Origin of the sequence: Mixta hanseatica (assembly GCF_023517775.1) — a bacterium.
GTDB lineage: Bacteria > Pseudomonadota > Gammaproteobacteria > Enterobacterales > Enterobacteriaceae > Mixta > Mixta hanseatica.
The window spans coordinates 2,448,512-2,467,512 of the sequence record NZ_CP082904.1; the positions used below are offsets into that span (position 1 = coordinate 2,448,512).

Annotated in this window: 22 protein-coding genes and 3 pseudogenes; 10 read left to right on the top strand and 15 right to left on the bottom strand. The window is 52.3% G+C overall.

Annotated elements, in window-relative coordinates; translation table 11 throughout:
- The first annotated feature begins 36 nt into the window (after positions 1-36).
- Complete coding sequence (locus K6958_RS11795) at positions 37-363, top strand: four-helix bundle copper-binding protein (RefSeq protein WP_249891288.1); 327 nt, start codon at positions 37-39, stop codon at positions 361-363.
- A gap of 240 nt (positions 364-603) precedes the next feature.
- Here the strand turns inward: K6958_RS11795 and K6958_RS11800 are convergent, their stop codons facing one another.
- The gene (locus K6958_RS11800; protein ID WP_249891289.1) at positions 604-777 is read right to left on the bottom strand and encodes a hypothetical protein; all 174 of its coding nucleotides are present in this window, start codon (positions 775-777) and stop codon (positions 604-606) included.
- A gap of 379 nt (positions 778-1,156) precedes the next feature.
- Here K6958_RS11800 and K6958_RS11805 point away from each other — a divergent pair, with 379 nt between their 5' ends.
- On the top strand, positions 1,157-1,639 hold the full coding sequence (locus tag K6958_RS11805) for a glutathione peroxidase (protein ID WP_249891290.1): 483 nt from the start codon (positions 1,157-1,159) through the stop codon (positions 1,637-1,639).
- Positions 1,640-1,965: 326 nt separating this feature from the next.
- Here the strand turns inward: K6958_RS11805 and K6958_RS11815 are convergent.
- The 3 genes and pseudogenes from K6958_RS11815 to K6958_RS11825 all read right to left on the bottom strand — a co-directional run bounded on the left by K6958_RS11815 (position 1,966) and on the right by K6958_RS11825 (position 4,176).
- Positions 1,966-3,113, bottom strand: a pseudogene (locus tag K6958_RS11815) (IS3 family transposase).
- Positions 3,114-3,173: 60 nt separating this feature from the next.
- A pseudogene (locus tag K6958_RS11820) lies at positions 3,174-3,528 on the bottom strand (STM2901 family protein); the annotation flags it as partial.
- 210 nt (positions 3,529-3,738) lie between these two features.
- Positions 3,739-4,176 (bottom strand): lysis protein, encoded by a 438-nt coding sequence (locus tag K6958_RS11825; protein WP_249894671.1) that lies wholly within the window; start codon positions 4,174-4,176, stop codon positions 3,739-3,741.
- Here K6958_RS11825 and K6958_RS11830 point away from each other — a divergent pair.
- Positions 4,162-4,278: pseudogene (locus K6958_RS11830) on the top strand (GPO family capsid scaffolding protein); the annotation flags it as partial. The gene K6958_RS11825 and the pseudogene K6958_RS11830 overlap by 15 nt on opposite strands.
- A gap of 11 nt (positions 4,279-4,289) precedes the next feature.
- Complete coding sequence (locus tag K6958_RS11835) at positions 4,290-4,493, top strand: tail fiber assembly protein (protein ID WP_249891292.1); 204 nt, start codon at positions 4,290-4,292, stop codon at positions 4,491-4,493.
- 105 nt (positions 4,494-4,598) lie between these two features.
- On the opposite strand, the gene K6958_RS11840 is transcribed toward K6958_RS11835, so the two are convergent.
- The 3 genes from K6958_RS11840 to K6958_RS11850 all read right to left on the bottom strand — a co-directional run bounded on the left by K6958_RS11840 (position 4,599) and on the right by K6958_RS11850 (position 6,169).
- Entirely contained in the window at positions 4,599-5,039 is a 441-nt protein-coding gene (locus K6958_RS11840; RefSeq protein WP_249891293.1) for a WapI family immunity protein, read from the bottom strand.
- Between the two features lie 363 nt (positions 5,040-5,402).
- Positions 5,403-5,723 carry a DUF1493 family protein gene (locus K6958_RS11845; protein ID WP_249891294.1) on the bottom strand — a complete coding sequence of 107 codons (321 nt, stop codon included), beginning with the start codon at positions 5,721-5,723 and terminating at the stop codon, positions 5,403-5,405.
- An 11-nt stretch (positions 5,724-5,734) separates the two neighbouring features.
- Positions 5,735-6,169 carry an STM2901 family protein gene (locus tag K6958_RS11850; RefSeq protein WP_249891295.1) on the bottom strand — a complete coding sequence of 145 codons (435 nt, stop codon included), beginning with the start codon at positions 6,167-6,169 and terminating at the stop codon, positions 5,735-5,737.
- A 227-nt stretch (positions 6,170-6,396) separates the two neighbouring features.
- Here K6958_RS11850 and K6958_RS11855 point away from each other — a divergent pair, with 227 nt between their 5' ends.
- Together K6958_RS11855 and K6958_RS11860 are read left to right on the top strand one after the other, a co-directional pair.
- Positions 6,397-6,747 carry a tlde1 domain-containing protein gene (locus K6958_RS11855; RefSeq protein ID WP_249891296.1) on the top strand — a complete coding sequence of 117 codons (351 nt, stop codon included), beginning with the start codon at positions 6,397-6,399 and terminating at the stop codon, positions 6,745-6,747.
- Positions 6,744-6,956, top strand: coding sequence for a hypothetical protein (locus tag K6958_RS11860; protein ID WP_249891297.1), 213 nt, complete (start codon positions 6,744-6,746; stop codon positions 6,954-6,956). The genes K6958_RS11855 and K6958_RS11860 overlap by 4 nt, the downstream gene beginning before the upstream one ends.
- Positions 6,957-7,552: 596 nt before the next feature.
- Here K6958_RS11860 and K6958_RS11865 read toward each other — a convergent pair.
- From K6958_RS11865 to yobA, 3 genes are read right to left on the bottom strand one after another with little or no spacing between them, the layout of a single operon-like run.
- The gene (locus K6958_RS11865) at positions 7,553-7,894 is read right to left on the bottom strand and encodes a YebY family protein (protein ID WP_249891298.1); all 342 of its coding nucleotides are present in this window, start codon (positions 7,892-7,894) and stop codon (positions 7,553-7,555) included.
- A 25-nt stretch (positions 7,895-7,919) separates the two neighbouring features.
- A complete protein-coding gene (copD, locus tag K6958_RS11870; RefSeq protein WP_249891299.1) occupies positions 7,920-8,795 on the bottom strand; it encodes a copper homeostasis membrane protein CopD in 876 nt (291 codons plus the stop codon).
- A 2-nt stretch (positions 8,796-8,797) separates the two neighbouring features.
- Positions 8,798-9,175 (bottom strand): CopC domain-containing protein YobA, encoded by a 378-nt coding sequence (yobA, locus tag K6958_RS11875; protein WP_249891300.1) that lies wholly within the window; start codon positions 9,173-9,175, stop codon positions 8,798-8,800.
- Between the two features lie 128 nt (positions 9,176-9,303).
- Between yobA and K6958_RS11880 the strand changes: the two genes are divergently transcribed.
- Together K6958_RS11880 and exoX are read left to right on the top strand one after the other, a co-directional pair.
- A complete protein-coding gene (locus K6958_RS11880; protein ID WP_249891301.1) occupies positions 9,304-9,531 on the top strand; it encodes a DNA polymerase III subunit theta in 228 nt (75 codons plus the stop codon).
- 27 nt (positions 9,532-9,558) lie between these two features.
- Positions 9,559-10,224: an exodeoxyribonuclease X gene (exoX, locus tag K6958_RS11885; protein WP_249891302.1), complete on the top strand. Its 666-nt coding sequence runs from the start codon at positions 9,559-9,561 to the stop codon at positions 10,222-10,224.
- Here the strand turns inward: exoX and ptrB are convergent.
- The 3 genes from ptrB to K6958_RS11900 form a co-directional block, all read right to left on the bottom strand.
- Positions 10,221-12,284: an oligopeptidase B gene (ptrB, locus tag K6958_RS11890; RefSeq protein ID WP_249891303.1), complete on the bottom strand. Its 2,064-nt coding sequence runs from the start codon at positions 12,282-12,284 to the stop codon at positions 10,221-10,223. The genes exoX and ptrB overlap by 4 nt on opposite strands.
- Positions 12,285-12,420: 136 nt before the next feature.
- The gene (locus K6958_RS11895; RefSeq protein ID WP_249891304.1) at positions 12,421-13,092 is read right to left on the bottom strand and encodes a tellurite resistance TerB family protein; all 672 of its coding nucleotides are present in this window, start codon (positions 13,090-13,092) and stop codon (positions 12,421-12,423) included.
- Between the two features lie 322 nt (positions 13,093-13,414).
- Positions 13,415-13,756, bottom strand: coding sequence for a YebG family protein (locus tag K6958_RS11900; RefSeq protein WP_249891305.1), 342 nt, complete (start codon positions 13,754-13,756; stop codon positions 13,415-13,417).
- Between the two features lie 139 nt (positions 13,757-13,895).
- On the opposite strand from K6958_RS11900, the gene purT reads away from it, so the two are divergent.
- Positions 13,896-15,074: a formate-dependent phosphoribosylglycinamide formyltransferase gene (gene purT / locus K6958_RS11905; RefSeq protein WP_249891306.1), complete on the top strand. Its 1,179-nt coding sequence runs from the start codon at positions 13,896-13,898 to the stop codon at positions 15,072-15,074.
- Between the two features lie 37 nt (positions 15,075-15,111).
- Here the strand turns inward: purT and K6958_RS11910 are convergent, their stop codons facing one another.
- The gene (locus K6958_RS11910) at positions 15,112-15,750 is read right to left on the bottom strand and encodes a bifunctional 4-hydroxy-2-oxoglutarate aldolase/2-dehydro-3-deoxy-phosphogluconate aldolase (protein WP_249891307.1); all 639 of its coding nucleotides are present in this window, start codon (positions 15,748-15,750) and stop codon (positions 15,112-15,114) included.
- 210 nt (positions 15,751-15,960) lie between these two features.
- Positions 15,961-17,436, bottom strand: a complete 1,476-nt coding sequence (zwf, locus tag K6958_RS11915) for a glucose-6-phosphate dehydrogenase (RefSeq protein WP_249891308.1) — start codon at positions 17,434-17,436, stop codon at positions 15,961-15,963.
- Between the two features lie 348 nt (positions 17,437-17,784).
- Between zwf and K6958_RS11920 the strand changes: the two genes are divergently transcribed.
- Positions 17,785-18,657 (top strand): MurR/RpiR family transcriptional regulator, encoded by an 873-nt coding sequence (locus K6958_RS11920; RefSeq protein ID WP_249891309.1) that lies wholly within the window; start codon positions 17,785-17,787, stop codon positions 18,655-18,657.
- The last annotated feature ends 344 nt before the right edge of the window (positions 18,658-19,001 follow it).

The following is a 19,001-nucleotide window of genomic DNA, read 5'->3' on the forward strand; positions in this document are numbered from 1 at the left end:
CCAGGCTTTACAGGTAATCATAACCAAGGAGGAAATATGTTAGACGCCTACAAAAAATGCATCGAAGCCTGTTATCTGTGTGCGGCCGCATGCGATAACTGCGCAGCATCATGCCTGGAAGAAGAACATTTGGAAATGATGCGCGGCTGCATCAGGCTGGACATGCAGTGCGCTAATATTTGTCGCCTTGCCGCACAGTTCATGGCACTTAATAGCGATTCAGCCAAAGAGCTGTGTCGGCTTTGTGCAGATATCTGTCAAAAGTGCGGTGATGAATGTGCTAAGCATAAGCACGATCACTGTCAGGAATGTTCAAAAGCCTGTCACTACTGTGCTGAACAGTGCCGACAGATGGCCGCCTGATAATATTTAACCCGCTCAGGCGGGTTTTCTATTATCCAGATATTAACAGGATGGTGTATTCAGCAGTGATGATCACAGCAACAACTGAACAGAGGCCATATTCAGTAATATTCAGTGCCTCTGGTTCTTTCTTTTATCATCTAACTAGAAATAGCGCATATGCCACGATGCGAAGATGAAAAGGCCCGCCGAAGCGAGCCTTAATATTTTGCAGATACCTGTCCATGTCACCGGACCGGTTTAGTTACCTGATGCGGTACTATCTTCATCGCACGGGAATTTTTCGCACAAAGCAGTACTCATTTCTATAACCGCATCCACAAAAGTCCCTGGTAACTCAATCTCTGGATGTTGACGAAGCACTTCAACCAGTACTGCTCCTACAAGTAAATCCTTTTTCAATGCCAAAGCCATAACCGTTTCCCGGTTCGCTGTAAAGGTAATGTGATCTATAGCACAACGGTGTGATACCGACAGGATCGTCAGTTTTTCTTTTGCGTAGAGATGTAAAGTTGTGGGCGCACTTGATACGCTAAGACTGTTTTTATAAGGAAAACCCAGGCGGCATAACTAATGAAGCCTGTGAAAACGCTCGCCTGACTTCAATTGAACCCCTTATTACGAAACGGAAGGATCTCATGGATGTCCGCTTCTTGCTCACAGCGGACCTTGCCCTGCACGCATGTCCGCTCTTACCAATAGCGGACGTGGAAAATGTGCAATTATGATCAACAGGCAATTGTCCTGTCTTACACAACGAATCTGCAATGTGAGTAATTTTGAGGATTTCGACATGACCACTTTTCATCAACTTACTGCCACTAGTCTGAGTGGCCAGCTCATCCCTATGGCCGACTATGCTGGCAAGCTGGTTCTTGTGGTCAATACTGCCAGCCATTGTGGATTTACGCCACAATACGCAGGCCTTGAATCGCTCTACAAGAAGTATGCCGCCCAGGGGCTGGTGGTGCTTGGTTTTCCCTGCAACCAGTTCGGTAAGCAGGAACCCGGCGGCGCAGACGAAATCTCGCAGACCTGCCACATCAATTATGGTGTGAGCTTTCCGATGTTCGAGAAAGTGGAGGTCAATGGCGCCTTAGCGCACCCGGTGTTTCGTTACCTGAAAGATGAATTGCCCGGCGTACTGGGCGGGCGGATCAAATGGAACTTTACTAAGTTTCTGATCGGACGCGATGGCAAACCACTCAAGCGTTTTGCACCGATTTCCACCCCAGAGAAAATGGAAGCCGTAATCCTTGCTGCACTTGAAATCTAAGCACTTTTGTAATTTGAACCATTCATTTTTAGAGCGTTTCCGACAAAATGATGATATCCGATTGAAGTTAATGTCCGCTTTGTGCCGGAAGCGGACGTTAATGTTTTACCGGCTTTAACTATCCGGCATCAAGAGTCTTTCAATGCACTGAGTTCAGTAGGGTAGGACAAATCTCTGCAGAGTATGTCGATGATTAAATCGTGGGGAAAGATAGTTTCGTTAGTATCTTTAAGCTCTTTTAATGTCCACCAGTAATGATTTTTAATAACTCGCTTTTCATTTTCACTCCATCCGGAATAGTCGATATCGGAATCGCCACAGATAATCTAGACACTTCCGAGCCGTTGATAATATTGCTTTTCGTATTCAGTCGGTGGCATTTGATTGCTCGAACCATGCCGACGTTTACTGTTATAAAACATTTCGATGTAATCAAAAATATCGCTTCGGGCTTCTTCTCTCGTTCCGTAGATCTTTTTCTTTATCCGTTCACGCTTCAGCAACTGGAAAAAGCTTTCTGCAACAGCGTTGTCATGACAGTTACCGCGACGGCTCATGCAGCCCTCCAGCCCGTGTGATTTAAGGAACGACTGTCACTCATAGCTTGTGTACTGACTACCTTGATCAGAATGAACCAGCACCTGTTTCCGGGGATTACGTCACCACACGGCCATCAGTAGCGCATTCAGGACAATATCTTTTGTCATTCGGGATTGCATTGACCAGCCGATAATTTTGCGCGAGAACAGATCAACAACCACGGCAAGATACAGCCAGCCTTCATGAGTTCGTATATAAGTTATGTCTGTTACCCAGCGTTCATCTGGTGCTTTCGGATTGAACTGTCGCTGGAGCCTGTTGGGCGACACGACACTGGCCTCGCCTTTACGCGCCCGTGGGCTTCGGTAACCGACCTGAGCCTTTATCCCGACTCGTTTCATTAACCGCCAGACTTTGTTTACGCCGCACTGTTGTCCGGTATCCCGCAGATCGAGATGGAGCTTGCGATAACCATAAACGCAGCCCGACTCCAGCCAGAACTGCCTGATCTGCCCCGTCAGCTTCAGGTCAGCATGATACCGTCGTGAATGCGGCTGCCGGAGCCAGGCGTAAAACCCACTCGGATGCACATCCAGTACCCGACAGAGCAGGCGGACAGGCCAGCCACGATTGTTGTCACGGATGAAGGCGTACCTCAGTCGGACAGCTTTGCGAAGTACGCCGCGGCTTTTTTTAATATGTCCCGTTCGTCCGTAACCCGCTTCAGCTCTTTCTGGAGCCGTCGGATCTCAGCCTGAGCATCTGACTGGACTTTATTGGTGGAGGAATCCGGGCCATAAGTTTTTATCCAGGCATAAAGACTGTGGGTGGTGATACCGAGACGTGTTGCCACGCTGGAAACAGTATGACCGCGATCAACAACTTGTTTTACCGCTTCAATTTTAAACTCTTCGGAATAACGCTTACCGCTCATGGGCACCTCTCTTTAAGCCATCTTAAGACTCTGAGGTGTCTGTTAAACCCGTGGCGATTCAGGGATAGTTCGTCCTACAAACGTAGCCAGTCTGTAAGTCATTACCCTTTTAACTTCAAATGGATTGGCAGGATTCTGAATCCAGGTGGGTAACTGAAACGGCAGCATGTACCCTTTCAGAAGCTTACGAGAATACTTTGACGCGTAACTCGTTCCCGGCGTGGCTTTGTTAAATTTCCCTTTAACCTGAATAGTGTTTTGCCCGCTGTAAATCGCTGCCACAGCGATTACATCCTTTGCACCAGTAAAATGCTCGGCAGTGACATCAACCATGATCCAGAAAAAAGCTCCCCGGCTATGAGGTTCGTCAGGCCACCATAAAATAAGTTCCGTTAAGCTGCTCTGTGGTATCCATAACGCTCATCCTTTTAGCTGCGTATTTTTTGATAGTACCGCTGTAATTTAGAGCAGTCCAAACGCACAGAGCCAACGGATATTGTTTGCCGTCTTTCCGGCTGTCCGCATAAGCCACCGGCAGGATTAGGCTTGGGGCCGACCAGCGCTTATGCTGCGGGTGTTATTCGCCCCACCGCCCGCCGAGGTAGTCGTATCAAGAAATTAGGGGTTATCTCAGACACTGCTGCCTGATGTAGTCCTGCAATCCTGCTATCTGCCCTGTTGCTGTTTCGATCCGCTCTCTGAGATTGAAATAATTTCGTTCAGCGGCGTCAGTAAGTCGGGTGCCGGCTGCATCATCCACACTGGCGGTGCTGGTAGGCTTATTTGCTGACGCGGCGGGACAACACGCGTTGAGCTGCAGCTGCTTACGGCCAGCGGCAACAGCACGCTGTAAAGCAGCAATCTGATTTTGTGCATCGGCTAAATCCTGCGTGTATTTTGCATCGAGGGCGGCCAGTGATCGCTGACGTTCATTCATTGTTGCGATTGTTTCGCCCTGGCTGGCAGCCAGTTGCTGGTAACGATGCGCGGTATCCCGCCAGCTTTCCGCTTTACTGTGATAGTGATCGGCTGCGCAACCAAGTGCGGCACCGGCGAGGCGTATCTGCTCGGCCTGGCCGTGACCGACGACCCGGCGAGCCTCGGCACTGAAATTCTGAGCTTCAGCGCCACCGCCAAAGCGAATCCGCTGGCCGTGCGCAAGCTGCACCGGCAACCGTGTTTGATAAATGGAACGGCGAAAAATGGGTAACGGACAGCGATGCACAACGGACCGCAGCGGTGAGCACAGCAGAGACCGCGTGTATCACCGAGGCAAATAGCGCGACGCAGGCGTGGCAGACGCAGCTGAGGATCGACATTATCAGCGATGCGGAAAAAGCTTCGCTGACTGTGTGGATGAAGTACGTGCAGAACGTGTAGGCTGTGGATACCGCCGCGACGGATATTGCCTGGACGAAAAAGCCTTAATAAAAAATCTCCGTTACGACGGGGATCCATAGATGAAAACTTTAAATGTTTGCATGCCTAATTTTGCCATGCAATCATCTCATCTAATCGCTTAAGAATGTCTGAGAAAAAGCTTTCATCAAGGCTGAAGTCGCCTTTGACCTGTACACTGTCGGCATGAGATTCAGGTCGAAGGTCAAATTCGATAACTATACCGTCGGCACCGGCAACCTTTCTGATAACCATATTCAGCTGATGACATTCGCTGCGAAATTCAAAAGGCTTTATCTCACGCTGGGCGATAAGCGCATCATGATGAGCAGAAAACTGTTCGCGTAATATTTGTAGCTCGCCCACGGTAAATTCAGTCTGGAATTGTGCTTTCAGGCCGGGAACAGAGAATTCAACAAAGGATTTAATCCAGTCCCAGCGGGGATATTCCGGGTCAATCTCGTTATCGACAACCCTTTCAAAAGGAGAGATAGCAAACGTGAATTCTTCGTTTTTAATATCAAACATTGGTGCGTTCCTGTCAGCGGCCTAAAAATACATAAAGTGGGTAATCGTCCAGTCAGATTCCCTTACCACAACTTCCAGAGTGTATTTTTTATACCCGGCAATGGCTTTTTTACGGTACAGCTTGTACATCTCATTCTCGTATCTTTATAGCCCTTTAACTTTGCGAGGATCTGCCGTGCGCTTACCGTAACGAATAGCTTTTTCCTGAATATGCGAAGGAACATAGCGACCGGGCTCATACATATGTTTGGTAGCCGTTTCGGTCATTTTCAGGCTACGAGGGGATAAGCTACGGCGATAGCCCCTGATATCAACTGGCCTGCAGCACCAACCGTGTGAGTTTGTTAATTCCTTTTTAAATGGTCATTTACGGTTATAAAGCCAGCGCCCTGCCTCAGCAGAAGTTATCAACATACTGACCGTCAGTGGCTCCGGCTGGTGATGGTCAGTTTTTAAATAAGCCGGCAATATTGCATTAGGAAGAAAGCGGATCCCGGCATTAGGAAAATAGCGACGGAAATTAAAGCCCGTCATATCAACCTGACACTGTTCTACGTAATCCTCAATAAAATCGAGTGCATCTTCCGGTAACACCGTTTTTTTACCTGTGCTTAACGATGCCTCATCAGGCATATCCCAGAAATGCTTTTTTAGAAGCGCCCGCACGCGTTCTGCTTTATCCATTTTAAATTTTCCTATCCTACGATCAGCCTGTAACGGTGTATAACATTCCGGGTTATCATTGCCAAATCATACGCGGTCAGAACCGCTCCTATCCAGGGCAACCAGCGGCCAATATAAGCGCCAACACTTGTGGTGTAGGCCCACTCTCCCCGCAACATTTTTGCCCAGGTAATAGTCCTTCTTCCTTTTTTAAATCGCTGTCGAATCAGGGTCCTGCTTACCAGTGACAACGGGCTTGTCCCTTTTGTCGCCATGCCAACACCCAGTTTACCGCTTACAGGAATAACAGGGAGGCTGACCAGCATAGAGGCAACAGCCAGTATATCGATCGCATCATTAAACTGTTTTCGGAACTCATCCAGGATAAGCCAGTAAAGAAGCTCCTCTTTATCAACATTCATCCCGTCAAAAAAATATTTCCCGTTAAGTTGCTCTGTCGTATCCATAACTCATCCCTGTTTTTGCAAAGAAATTCATCCTAACGCTGCGATATTTTGCTGTCCAGATTTAGCCTGGCGATTCAGTTCCGCGAGTCGATAACGCGGGAATGTAATACTCCGCGCTCAACGGAGACGCCTGGATAGGACTGATTACAGGAGTAACAGAATTGCAGCTCTGCATGATGGGCTACGGGCAACTTTCCCCGGATGGGAAAGATTAAAACTGAATTGCTATGGTGTTGGTTATCTTTAACAGAATCCGCGCTGAAGCCATTGATATCGCACATCTCTATAAAAACCATCATTCTGAATGGTTCGGTCTCTACAGCACGCAGACTATGAGTGACCATGTCTTTGTCAACGGCATACGTCGCGGTAGTTTCAGGCTTCACCCCCTAAACACTGACGGCTCAGGAGTCTTATGGGGTTGCATAACCTTTTACAGAGCTTCAGAGTTTCAGGTGCTGAAAAGGTCTGTGCTGAACCAGAAGAAAATTCGCGTGCCGGGCGGAAACGGGTTGATGGCCTATGGCCGGATAGATGTACGCGGCGTTCCTGATTTCTCAAAATGTGAAGCACGATGAAAATTTTAATGTTCTTTATCTTGTTAATTGCGGGTATCGTTTTGATTCTGGATAGCTGGCTTAACGGTTTCGTTGGTCATTACATGCCCATACATGGCGATGGCGAAGAAGCCATGGACGATTTTGCATTTACTGTTCTCTGTACAAAGGCAGTTCTGTCAGCAGCTATTGCTTTGGCCCTGATGTGCATTTACCGCAAAGTTCGTTAATAACGATTAGCATTAATTGGCCAGAAGATAAACGGACCCCGTTTTACACGATGCCCTGACCAGCGCTTTTGCAGAAGCGCGAGATTTGAGTGGTCTTCAGTTCGGGCCGCATCCGCCCTCTTTTCATGAAATAAGAAGCTTTCTGGCCGGCTGTACGAGGCAGAGAATGGGGAGGAATTTGCACAGCGATGACTCGCTCATAAGAATATCTCTATGACAAAGAAATATCTGGATTCACGTGGTCAGGAATATGTGATGATTTAAAGCGGATACGAGTTTTCGGACATCTTCGGAAAATTCGCGAAAAATAAATTACATAACAACAAGTTAAAAAAAGACCGAATACGATTCCTATATTCGGTCCAGGGAAATGGCTCTTGTAAGAGCCGTGCGCTAAAAGTTGGCATTAATGCAGGCGATGTCGCCTTGCCTTATAAAGCGTAGAACAGCCGTGAGGAATGTCCAGCCGGATGCAAATGGGCTGCAAGGAAGAGTTTAAGTCTGTGAGATCAACGGCAAAAAGGAATTAAGGCGCTATCGTTTAGCGCCAAAGTTAGCTACAGCGTATCAGCGCGGCAAAGCCGCGCCAGGCAGGATTAATTACACAATTTCTCGGCACGATCGATAATCGGCTGCAGGCTGGCTTTTTGCCCTGGATGCTGCGGATCATCTGCCTGAATGACTGAAATCGGCTGCGCGGTAGCTTTACCTGACTTCACATTGTGCGCCGCTTCATCGTTCAGCGGATACTGCATCAACGTGCTGGGATTGATGGCAAATAGCGCATGCTCTTTCGTACAGGTGAGCATCACCTCTTCACGGGTGAAGGGCCACTTATCTTTGCCGATTTCAAAACGGCTGACGGTGATAATTTCCGATGCCGCCAGCGCGCTGGTGCAGCATCCCATCGCCAGTAATAGTCCGATGATTTTTTTCATGAGGTTACCTTATTGTCTTACTTAACTACGGCTGTAGCGTGGCAAAAACGCTCACGGAGACCACCACCAATATCGCTGTGGCTATTTCCAGCTGCGTTGCCCGCACAAACCATAATTGCGCCCTGCTGCCCGGTATAGAAAAACGCGGGACCAGCCAGTAGCGATTAAACAGCGCGATGCAGACCATCAGCGCCACCAGCCCAATTTTAATTAGCAGCCATTGCCGGTAATCATTATTTGCCGGCCACGGCCAGCCCACAATAAAAGCGGTGTTGATTATGCCGCTCAGCAAGGTCAGCGCCACCGCCAGATGCCCATAGCGCGAAAAGCGCATCATGGTGCGAATAGCCGCATCACGCAGCAGCGGCTGGCGCGCATCGCGCATCAGCCACAGTAATGGCAGCAGGCCGCCAGCCCAAAAGGCCGCGCCGGTAAGATGGATCGCCTGGTTGAAACGCTGCAGCACGCCGGGCCAGCCGTCCAGCATCGCCGCATGCCCTACCAGCGCCATACCACCAAGCTGAACCAACCCGCAGAGCAGCAGGAGACGCTGGCGCGCCCTGCCGCCAGCCGCCAGGCTCAAACAAGCAAGCAGCGCCGCCAATAGCTGCAGACACCAGGCCTGACCAAACCCCGTTTGCAGCACCGCCCACCAGATCGGCGCCTGCGCAATATTGCGCCAGTCGCCGCTCATCAGCCCGGTCTGCGCCGCCAGAATTGCCAGCGCGCTTAATAGCGTCAGAATGGCGCAGCCGCTAAGCAGCGGCATTAAGCGTCGGCTTAGTATCGGCTGATAACGACGCGGCGCCAGCAGTGCGCTATAGAAGGCGCTGCCGGTGAATAACATCAGCGAACTAAAGTGGGCCCAGCGGCAGAATATATACAGCGTTTCCAGCGCCATCACTATTTCACGCTGAAAGTGTAGCTTCCCTTGGTTCTGTGACCGTCCACCGAAAGCACATGCCAGTTTACCTGATAGCTACCGGCGGGAAGCGGTTTCTCCAGCGGCACAATAAGCTGATTGTGCTGTTTTGGCGCTCGCTCAACTTCCGCTACCGGCATCGCTTGCTGATTAGCCGCAAGGATATCTACGCCGCTAAACGCGGGCTCAATATCTTCAGAGAAAGTCAGGGTTAGCGCCTGCGGCGACGCCTCGACATTGGCATTCGCGGCGGGATATTGCGATTTCAGGTGGGCATGGGCCAGCGCTGCCGGAGAAAAGGCAACTGCCAATACCAGGGCGGCTGCGCCGGGTAAAGCAGAGAAGCGGGTTTTCAACATGATTTCATCCTGTAAACTATCGTGGTTGTCACCAACGAGGCCGCAGCATACCTCCCGCACCGGAGCCTGTCGAGGCATTAACAGCTATTCAAAACCGGCAGTGCTGCGCTTATACAGAGGAGTAAAAAATGTCTAACAACCTGGCAACATTGTCGCAGGAAGAAAAAGATAAAGTGAATGTTGATCTGGCCGCCGCTGGCGTCGCTTTTAAAGAGCGGTACAATATGCCGGTGGTGGCGGAAATCGTTGAACGTGAGCAGCCGGAAGCGCTACGCGACTGGTTTCGCCAACGTTTGATGCATCATCGCCAAACCTCGATTAATCTTTCCCGCCTGCCCTGGGAACCGAAGAAATAACAGTGCGCGTCAGCGCTAAGAGGCTTTATGCTACGCGTTATTGATACTGAGACCTGTGGTTTACAGGGCGGTATCGTTGAAATTGCTTCTGTTGATGTGATTGATGGCCAGATAGTCAATCCGATGAGCGATCTGGTGCGTCCGGACCGGCCTATCAGCCGTCAGGCGATGGCGGTGCATCGCATCAGTGAAGCGATGGTGGCGAACAAGCCGCCGATAGAGGCGTTGATCAGCCGGTATCACGGCAGCCCTTATTACGTGGCGCATAACGCCAGCTTCGATCGACGTATGCTGCCGGAAATGCACGGTGAATGGATTTGTACCATGAAACTGGCGCGCCAGCTGTGGCCCGGCTTAACTTACGGTAACCAGGCGCTGCGTCAGCATCTGCAGCTGGATGTTACGCCGCCCGCCGAGCTGCATGCGCACCGGGCGCTGTATGACTGTTATGTCACCGCCGCGCTGTTAATACGCATTATGGCTACCTCCGGCTGGGATGCCGCGCAGCTGGCTGCGCGCATGCAGCAAACCGCAGCGGAAGTGATGCCGTTCGGAAAGTATCGCGGTCGCCCTATTGCGGATGTGGCGAAACGCGATCCCGGCTACCTGCGCTGGATGCTTGATTCCATTCCCGATCTGAAACCTGCCCTGCGTAACGTCTTGCAAAAGCAGGTTAATCAGGTTGAGGATTAAAAACCGCTGCTGCCGTGCAGCGTGCCCTGCGCCAGGCCGATGATGAACGCAAACTCCAGCGAGACGCCCTCATACGATTTAAAACGGCCCGATTTACCGCCGTGGCCGGAATCCATATCGGTACAGAGCAGCAGCAGGGTTTCATCAGCTTTCTGCTCGCGCAGCTTCGCGACCCATTTAGCCGGCTCCCAGTACTGCACCTGAGAATCGTGCAGCCCTGTGGTAACCAGCATATGCGGATAGTGCTGCGCCGTAACGTTATCGTATGGGCTGTACTGCTTCATGTATTGATAGTACTGCGGGTCGTTAGGGTTGCCCCATTCATCATATTCGCCAGTCGTCAGCGGAATCGACTCATCCAGCATGGTGGTGACAACGTCCACAAAAGGTACCTGCGCCACCACGCCATGGAAACGCTCTGGTTGCAGATTGATTACCGTACCCATCAGCAGGCCGCCCGCGCTGCCGCCCATCGCATATAGCCGTTGCGGATCGCCATAGCCCTGCTGCACCAGCGCATCGGTCACATCCAGAAAATCATTAAAGGTGTTCATCTTGTTTAACAAACGCCCATCGTCATACCACTGCTGCCCCAGCTCGCCGCCGCCGCGCACGTGAACTAACGCATAGATAAAGCCGCGATCCAGCAGGCTGAGACGGCTGGAGCTGAAATCCGCATCCATAATCGTACCGTAAGAGCCATAGCCGTAGACCAGCATCGGATTTTTGCCCGGCTGATAATGCTGACGGTGATAAACCAGCGAGACCGGCACTTCCACGCCGTCGCGCGCTTTAATCCATAGATGCTCGCTTTTATAGTTCGCTGAATCAAAGCCGTTAATCTGCGTTTGTTTTAATACGCGCCGTTCGCCAGTATCCATATCCAGTTCAAACAACGTAGTCGGCGTGGTCATCGATGAATAGCCGTAGCGCAGCTTACTGGTCTCCGGCGAGGCATTATAGGCCAACCAGGTGACATAGGCGGGATCGTCAAAGGCGATACCGAAGGTCTCGCCGGTACGCCAGCAGATCTGCCGCAGGCTGGATAGCCCACGCTGCCGCTCTTCAACCACCAGCCAGTCACGAAACAGCTGAAAATCTTCCATTACTACGTGATCGCGCGGCGCGATAATGGTTTCCCAGCGCGACTCATCCAGGTAGCTGGTGCGGTACAGGCCGAAGTTTTTTCCTTCGCGGTTTGAGCGCAGCCAGAAGCGGTGATCATAATGGTCAAGAGTGTATTCATGGCCTTTGCGACGCGGTACGAACACGCGGGGACGCGCATCGGCATACTCTGCGTCCAGTAGATGAATTTCCGTGGTGGTGGTGCTGTGCAGGGCAATCAGCACAAAATGTTCCGAGGTGGTTTTATGCACGCTGAGGTAGAAGGTGTCATCACTCTCCTCATAAACCAGTTCATCATCCTGCTGCGGCGTGCCGACGTTATGACGCCATACCTGATACGGCAGCAGCGTCTGCTTATCTTTACGCACATAGTAAAGCGTTTTTGAGTCGTTCACCCAGGCGAAGCTGGAAGAGACGTTCTCCAGTACTTCGGGATACCAGTTGCCGGTTTCCAGATTGCGGAAGCGAATCCCGTACTGACGGCGCGATAAAAAGTCTTCTGCCAGTGCCATGATGCGGTTATCGGGGCTGATATCGAGCGCACCCATGGTATAAAACTCGCTGTGGGCGGCGCGCTGATTGGCGTCCAACAGCACTTCCCACTCATCAGGCGTTTCCGTCTCCGCAGGCTGGCGGAAATAAATAGCGTACTCATTGCCGGCCTCGTAGCGGCTTTGATAGCGATAGCCGTTTTTCACGTAAGGCACAGAGTAATCCTGCGGCGAAATACGCCCGACCATCTCTTTCAATAAGCGATCCTGCAACGCCTTTTGCGTTAGCATCACCTTATGGCCGTAGCTGTTTTCAGCGCGCAGATAATCCAACACCTCGGGATCTTCACGCTGATCATCGCGCAGCCAGTAGTAATTATCGACGCGCGTATCGTCATGCAGCGTCATTTCATGAGGAACTTTCTTCGCTTTCGGTGGCATCATAACGGTTACTGTATTCAGAAAAACATACCTTAAGGTTGGCAGCTAAGGCCATGATTGCCAAGCGGCAGCGGCAAAAAGCAGGTGATGAAGGGCGGACAGCCCGTCGCCAGGATGCGACAGGCCTTAACTGCGGCGGTCAGGATGGCAGCTGCTCTTTTTCGGCGCGAATATCTTTTTCAATATCTTCCCGCACGTCTGCCGGGATCTTCAGCGCGTCGCCCAGCTCTTTCAGGTAGCTGCGCTCCATAAAGTGATCGACATCGATAGCCGCACAGCTCAGGAAGTAAAGCTCCAGCGCCTCTTCCTCATTTTTTATGCCCTGCGCCAGCCAGTGAGGATCCAGCGGACGGTTAATCGCCTGCTGAATCAGCGCTTCCGCCTGATCGCCGTAACCCGCCTGATGAATGTTTTGCTCAATGGCCTTACGCTCTTCGCCATCAATATGGCCATCGCTTTTCGCTGCGAACACCAGTGCAGTGATTAACCGCTCCGCACGTTGATCCACCGGCGTCGCCTGTTGACCAAACTGCGGTTCATCCTGATGGGCCTCCCGTACGCGCTGCTTATATTTATTCCACAGCAGCGCGCCAGCCGCGGCGCTGCCACCGATCACCAGCGCGTTTTTGCCATATTTGCTTAACAGATTGCGGGAAGATTTACTGGAAATGAGCATGCCGGCCAGGCCGCCGAGCGCGCCAGGCGCCAGCATTTTGCTTAATCCTTCGCTGCCGCCCTGCGCTTTCGCGCCCGCGTTGCCGATCGCCGTATTGCTCAACATTTTTTGCACCTGCTGCAGCCAGTTACTCATAAACTCTCCTTTTGTGATATGTGCCTTAGTGTGAAGCACCGGACGTCAAGAAGCGTAAGCGAGAGCAAATAGCGGAAAACGCCGCGTCGGAAAAGGCCGACGCAGCGTGAGGCGTTGAGGTACGGGCCGTGACGGACGCTGTTTCGCACCGTCAGCCGCAGGCAGTACGCCGAAAACGCGGCCCGGCCGCATCGCGCTATCGCCCTGCTTAGCCGGCAAAGGAGGAAATGAACGCGACAGCGTTCACGCCACTCTGCTTAATAGGGTTATCAGGAAAGTGTGGCTGATATTCGCCAGGCTGCAATGTTAATCAGCGGGAGGCTCAGGCGGCCTTCACCGCGCGGACTTTTTTACCCGCGTCGTCTTGCGCTTTGCCGGCGTCGGTTTCCGCAACGGCGGTTTTCGGCGTTTTTACGGCTGGCTGCGCTTCCGGCAGCTTGCTGGTCCGCAAAATATGCTGCACCGCATCTTTCTGTTCTGCCAGGAACAGACCCAGGTTTTCCAGCTGGGCTTCTTCCAGCGGCAGCTCGCTTTGTACCAGCCAGTCAGTAAAAGCTTCTGCCATATCGAGCATTTTGTCGTACGCGTCGGCTTCTTTTTTACTGGCAAATGTCATTTTTTCTTCACCTTTTCTGACCACAACAAATTTGGTTTCAACAGCCATGACTCACCTCGGGTTATACTGTATTTTTATACAGTATAACAGCCAAATTCCTGAGATCAAGCTTTCCCGACAGCTGTCAGCGCAAACGTTTTCGTATATACTGCGCGCGTTTTTACTCTTCACTTTTCAGGTAGGTATTATGACGATTCTTGGAACTGCGCTGCGTCCAGGCGCGACGCGTGTGATGCTGTTGGGCTCAGGCGAATTGGGTAAAGAAGTGGCGATCGAATGCCAGCGTCTGGGCGTTGAGGTAATTGCCGTCGATCGCTATGCCGATGCGCCAGCGATGCATGTCGCCCACCGCAGCCATGTCATCAACATGCTGGATGGCGCCGCGCTAAAAGCGCTAATTATGCAGGAACGTCCGGATTACGTGGTGCCGGAAATCGAAGCTATCGCCACCGATATGCTGATCGAGCTGGAGCAACAGGGGCAGCGCGTGGTGCCTGCCGCTCAGGCGGCGCGTTTGACCATGAATCGTGAAGGCATTCGGCGCCTGGCGGCGGAAACGCTGGATCTGCCGACTTCCAGCTATCGCTTCGCCGACAGCCAGGCCGCATTTGTCGCCGCAGCGGAAGAGATCGGCTTTCCCTGCATCGTGAAGCCAGTAATGAGCTCCTCCGGCAAGGGGCAGAGCTTTGTTCGGGATGCCTCACAGCTGGACAGCGCGTGGGCCTATGCGCAACAGGGCGGGCGCGCCGGAGCGGGCAAAGTTATTATCGAAGGCGTGGTAAAATTTGATTTTGAAATCACCCTGCTCACCGTCAGCGCGGTGGACGGCATCCATTTCTGCGCGCCTGTCGGCCATCGTCAGGAAGATGGCGATTACCGTGAGTCCTGGCAGCCGCAGCAGATGAGCCCGCTGGCATTAGCGCGCGCCCAGCAGATTGCCGAAAAAGTGGTAACGGCGCTTGGCGGCTTTGGCTTATTTGGCGTGGAGCTGTTTGTCTGCGGCGATGAGGTGGTTTTCAGCGAAGTTTCGCCACGTCCGCACGATACCGGCATGGTAACGCTAATTTCACAGGATCTTTCCGAGTTTGCGCTGCACGTACGCGCTTTTTTAGGCCTGCCGATAGGCGCGATTCGTCAGTATGGCCCGGCCGCTTCTGCGGTTATTCTGCCGGAGCTGCAAAGCAGCAACGTCAGATATGGCGAAGTGGAAAAGGCATTAGGCGCCGGGCAACAGCTGCGGCTGTTTGCCAAGCCGGAAATCGACGGGAAACGCCGGATGGGCGTAGCGCTGGCCACGGCGGAAAACGTTGAGGACGCGGTTAATCGCGCGGTTGCCGCAGCGGCAGCGGTCAAGGTCAGCGGTTAACGCGATAGGCTCTCCCGCAGCGGGAGAGCCAGTATGCTTAGCGAGCCCCAGCTACTGCTTCACGCGCCAGCTCAGTAATACGCTGATAATCGCCACTTTCCAGCGCATCGTTTGGCACCAGCCAGGAGCCGCCGATACAGAGCACGCTTTTCAGCGCCAGGTAATCACGGTAGTTGGCTGGTGAGATGCCGCCGGTCGGGCAGAAACGCACCTGGGGGAACGGCCCGCCGATCGCCTGCAGCGCTTTTACACCGCCGTTAGCTTCCGCCGGGAAAAATTTAAATTCGCGCAGACCATACTGCATACCGGTCATTAACTCAGAAACGGTGCTGATGCCGGGAATCAACGGCACGGTGCCTTCCACCGCCGCCTGCAGCAATGGCTCCGTAATGCCGGGGCTGATAACAAACTGGGCGCCTGCCGCAGTGACTTCCGCCAGCTGCTGAGTATTGATCACCGTTCCGGCGCCGACGATAGCGTCCGGCACTTCCTGAATAATGGCTTTCAGCGCATCCATCGCCACCGGCGTGCGCAGCGTCACTTCCAGGACACGAACACCGCCCGCCACCAGCGCTTTCGCCATAGGCACCGCATGTTCCAGTTTATTCACTACGATAACCGGTACCACCGGACCCGTAGTCAGGATCGCTTCGGCACTTGTTTTCCAGTTTTTCATCGCACTTTCTCCTGTCAGGCCAGCGAACTCTCCGACCACTGGCAATAATGGCGCACATCCGCGCAGCAAAGGAAACGCTCAATACCATACCTGATTTTTACCTCAGGCGTCCACGCGCTTAATCATTTTTTGAAACTGCGGTTCAATTTTCTTACGGCCCTGCTCAAAGCGAAAAAAAGCCCGCGTTACGCGGGCTTAGCAGAGTCAGGACTATTCGAACTCGTTCCAGGAACGACCATCGCGAGTGATCATCGCCACCGAGGCAACCGGTCCCCAGGTACCCGCCTGATAGGGCTTAGGCGCTTCATTATCTGCCGCCCAGGCATCAATAATGGAGTCAACCCATTTCCATGCCGCTTCCACTTCATCGCGGCGCACAAACAGCGCCTGAATGCCGCGCATGCTTTCCAGCAGCAGGCGCTCATAGGCATCCGCCAGATGGGACTGGTTAAAGGTTTCTGAATAGCTCAGATCCAGTTTGGTGGTTTGCAGGTTGTGTTTATGATCGAGACCAGGCACCTTGTTCAGGATCTCAATATCCACCCCTTCATCCGGCTGCAGACGAATCGTCAGCTTGTTCTGCGGCAGTTCCTGCCAGGAATCCTTAAACAGATTCATTTCCGGATTTTTGAAGTAGACCACCACTTCCGAACATTTCGTCGGCAGGCGTTTACCGGTACGCAGATAGAAAGGTACGCCAGCCCAGCGCCAGTTATCGATATCAACGCGGATAGAAACGAAGGTTTCGGTATTGCTGGCTTTGTTAGCGCCCTCTTCTTCCAGATAGCCAGGCACTTTTTTGCCCTGGACAAAGCCGGCGGTATACTGGCCGCGCACCGTTTTTTCACGCACATTGCTATGATCGATACGACGCAGCGAACGCAGCACTTTTACTTTTTCATCACGAATGCTGTCGGCGCTCAGATCGGACGGCGGCGACATGGCAATCATGGTCAGGATCTGCAACAGATGGTTCTGGATCATATCGCGCATCTGGCCGGCTTTATCAAAATAGCCCCAGCGTCCTTCAATCCCCACCTCTTCCGCAACGGTAATTTGTACGTGATCGATGGTGCGGTTATCCCAATTATTGGCAAACAGAGAGTTGGCGAAGCGCAGCGCCAGCAGGTTCAGTACCGTTTCTTTCCCCAGGTAGTGGTCGATGCGGAATACCTGGCACTCTTCAAAATACTCACCAACCTGATCGTTGATTTCCTGCGACGTTTCCAGCGAGGTGCCGAGCGGTTTTTCCATGACCACGCGCGCCGGCTTGGCATTCAGCTTCGCCTGCCCTAAACCTTTGCAGATCGCGCCGAAGGTGCTGGGCGGCATGGCGAAATAGTTAATGGTTACGCGGTTCTTCTGATCCAGCATTTTGCCCAGACGCGGGAAATGCGAGGTATCGTTCACGTCCAGGTTACAGAAATCGAGACGGCTGCTGAGGCGATCCCACAGCGCTTCGTCGATTTTTTCTTTCATGAACGTTTCCAGCGCTTCGCGTACTACTTTGGTGTACGCCGCTTTGTCCCACTCTGCGCGTCCCACGCCGATGATGCGGGTTTGCTCATGAATCTGCCCTGCCTTTTCCAGCTGATACAGGGAAGGCAGAAGTTTACGGCGCGCCAGATCGCCTTTAGCACCGAAAATAACCAGATCGCATGCCTGGGCTGTTTGTGTTACCGCCATTCTTATCTCCTCGTTGCAGGATGAGTCGAGTCCTGATGATCCTCACTGACTTGACTCTTATTGTAATTTTATTTCAGCACAATGTACTGTGTTTGATCGATGCGGGTAAACCGGCACCCGCTTCTTTTGCCATAAATGGTCACTTTAACAACGCCCTGCGTGCTTTATTTCCTGTAGCGCTTATGGCTTTTGCATAACGAAATCAGACACAGCTCATATTCTGGCAAAAAACGTCAGGTCAGGTTTTACCTGCGCTGCCATGCTGCGGCTATTGCGCGGTATATTCGCAATAAATCGCCATTGGATGCACCTGTATATGAAATTGTCAAAATTGATGAGCGTTCCCGCATGAATAATATGTTGGACAGAATTCAGTCGCAGCTTCCCTTTTTGAGTAAATCGGAGCGCAAAGTGGCAACGGTGGTGCTTGCCGCGCCGGAAATAGCGATTCATTCCAGCATCGCTTCGCTGGCTGCCGCTGCTGAAGTCAGCGATCCGACGGTCAACCGTTTTTGTCACCGCCTGCAAACTAAAGGTTTCCCCGATTTTAAACTGCAGCTGGCGCAAAGCCTGGCGACCGGCACACCCTGGGTCAGCCGCAATATTGATGAACATGATGCGGTAGAAATCTATAGCGATAAGATTTTTCAGTCGGCGCTGGCCGGTCTGGATCAGGTGCGCCAACGTCTGGATATGCAGGCCATTCAGCGCGCCGTCGACGTGCTGGCAGCGGCGAAAAAAATCGGCTTTTTCGGGCTGGGCGCCTCAGCGGTGGTCGCCCATGACGCCATGAATAAATTTTTCCGCTTTAACGTACCGGTGTTTTATTCAGACGACGTGGTAATGCAGCGCATGAGCTGCATTAACAGCGGTGCGGGCGATGTCGTGGTGCTGATTTCCCACACCGGGCGTACCCGATCGCTAGCGGAGCTGGCCCAGCTGGCGCGCGAAAATGGGGCGGTGGTGCTGGCCATTACCGCCTCTGGCTCGCCGCTGGCGCAGGAGGCCTCTCTGCTGCTGGCGCTGGACGTGGCGGAAGATACCGATATTTATATGCCGATGGTGTCGCGTATGGCGCAGTTGATGTTAATCGACGTGCTGGCCACTGGCTTTACGCTGCATCACGGCGCCAGCTTGCGCGATAACCTGAAACGGGTGAAAGAGGCGTTAAAAACCTCGCGGCTGGATAAAGCGATCGACGCATTTCCCGTTCAGCGTTAAGCCGGTTTTATCAGGCAGTTTACCGCCGGAAACGCCCGCTTTTCATTGCTTGCTCTGCCGCCCCGGCGCGATAAATTTTGTCGCTTATCAACGAACTTTTCCTTCATCGCGACTGAAGAGTGACTTTAGCATCGGGTGTCAGTATTGTATTTGTCGAGAAAGAAACCGCAGCCTGACACCGCATGCAGGAGTAACAGGAAGGAATATGAATCCGCAATAACATCAATAATCATAAACAGAACATACAGACTTACTCTACGCATCACTCAGGTTTCTACACCTTAAGGAAAACCCATGACTCGACGTCTTAGAAGAACCCAGCGATGGTAGTGCGGCATTAAGAT

Excerpts from the sequence above, each read along its gene's own strand:
- K6958_RS11795 (WP_249891288.1), top strand. The coding sequence starts at position 37 with ATGTTAGACGCCTACAAAAAATGCATCGAAGCCTGTTATCTGTGTGCG.
- K6958_RS11800 (WP_249891289.1), bottom strand. The coding sequence starts at position 777 with ATGGCTTTGGCATTGAAAAAGGATTTACTTGTAGGAGCAGTACTGGTT.
- K6958_RS11805 (WP_249891290.1), top strand. The coding sequence starts at position 1,157 with ATGACCACTTTTCATCAACTTACTGCCACTAGTCTGAGTGGCCAGCTC.
- K6958_RS11840 (WP_249891293.1), bottom strand. The coding sequence starts at position 5,039 with ATGTTTGATATTAAAAACGAAGAATTCACGTTTGCTATCTCTCCTTTT.
- K6958_RS11845 (WP_249891294.1), bottom strand. The coding sequence starts at position 5,723 with ATGGATAAAGCAGAACGCGTGCGGGCGCTTCTAAAAAAGCATTTCTGG.
- K6958_RS11850 (WP_249891295.1), bottom strand. The coding sequence starts at position 6,169 with ATGGATACGACAGAGCAACTTAACGGGAAATATTTTTTTGACGGGATG.
- K6958_RS11855 (WP_249891296.1), top strand. The coding sequence starts at position 6,397 with ATGGTGTTGGTTATCTTTAACAGAATCCGCGCTGAAGCCATTGATATC.
- K6958_RS11860 (WP_249891297.1), top strand. The coding sequence starts at position 6,744 with ATGAAAATTTTAATGTTCTTTATCTTGTTAATTGCGGGTATCGTTTTG.
- K6958_RS11865 (WP_249891298.1), bottom strand. The coding sequence starts at position 7,894 with ATGAAAAAAATCATCGGACTATTACTGGCGATGGGATGCTGCACCAGC.
- copD (WP_249891299.1), bottom strand. The coding sequence starts at position 8,795 with ATGGCGCTGGAAACGCTGTATATATTCTGCCGCTGGGCCCACTTTAGT.
- yobA (WP_249891300.1), bottom strand. The coding sequence starts at position 9,175 with ATGTTGAAAACCCGCTTCTCTGCTTTACCCGGCGCAGCCGCCCTGGTA.
- K6958_RS11880 (WP_249891301.1), top strand. The coding sequence starts at position 9,304 with ATGTCTAACAACCTGGCAACATTGTCGCAGGAAGAAAAAGATAAAGTG.
- exoX (WP_249891302.1), top strand. The coding sequence starts at position 9,559 with ATGCTACGCGTTATTGATACTGAGACCTGTGGTTTACAGGGCGGTATC.
- ptrB (WP_249891303.1), bottom strand. The coding sequence starts at position 12,284 with ATGATGCCACCGAAAGCGAAGAAAGTTCCTCATGAAATGACGCTGCAT.
- K6958_RS11895 (WP_249891304.1), bottom strand. The coding sequence starts at position 13,092 with ATGAGTAACTGGCTGCAGCAGGTGCAAAAAATGTTGAGCAATACGGCG.
- K6958_RS11900 (WP_249891305.1), bottom strand. The coding sequence starts at position 13,756 with ATGGCTGTTGAAACCAAATTTGTTGTGGTCAGAAAAGGTGAAGAAAAA.
- purT (WP_249891306.1), top strand. The coding sequence starts at position 13,896 with ATGACGATTCTTGGAACTGCGCTGCGTCCAGGCGCGACGCGTGTGATG.
- K6958_RS11910 (WP_249891307.1), bottom strand. The coding sequence starts at position 15,750 with ATGAAAAACTGGAAAACAAGTGCCGAAGCGATCCTGACTACGGGTCCG.
- zwf (WP_249891308.1), bottom strand. The coding sequence starts at position 17,436 with ATGGCGGTAACACAAACAGCCCAGGCATGCGATCTGGTTATTTTCGGT.
- K6958_RS11920 (WP_249891309.1), top strand. The coding sequence starts at position 17,785 with ATGAATAATATGTTGGACAGAATTCAGTCGCAGCTTCCCTTTTTGAGT.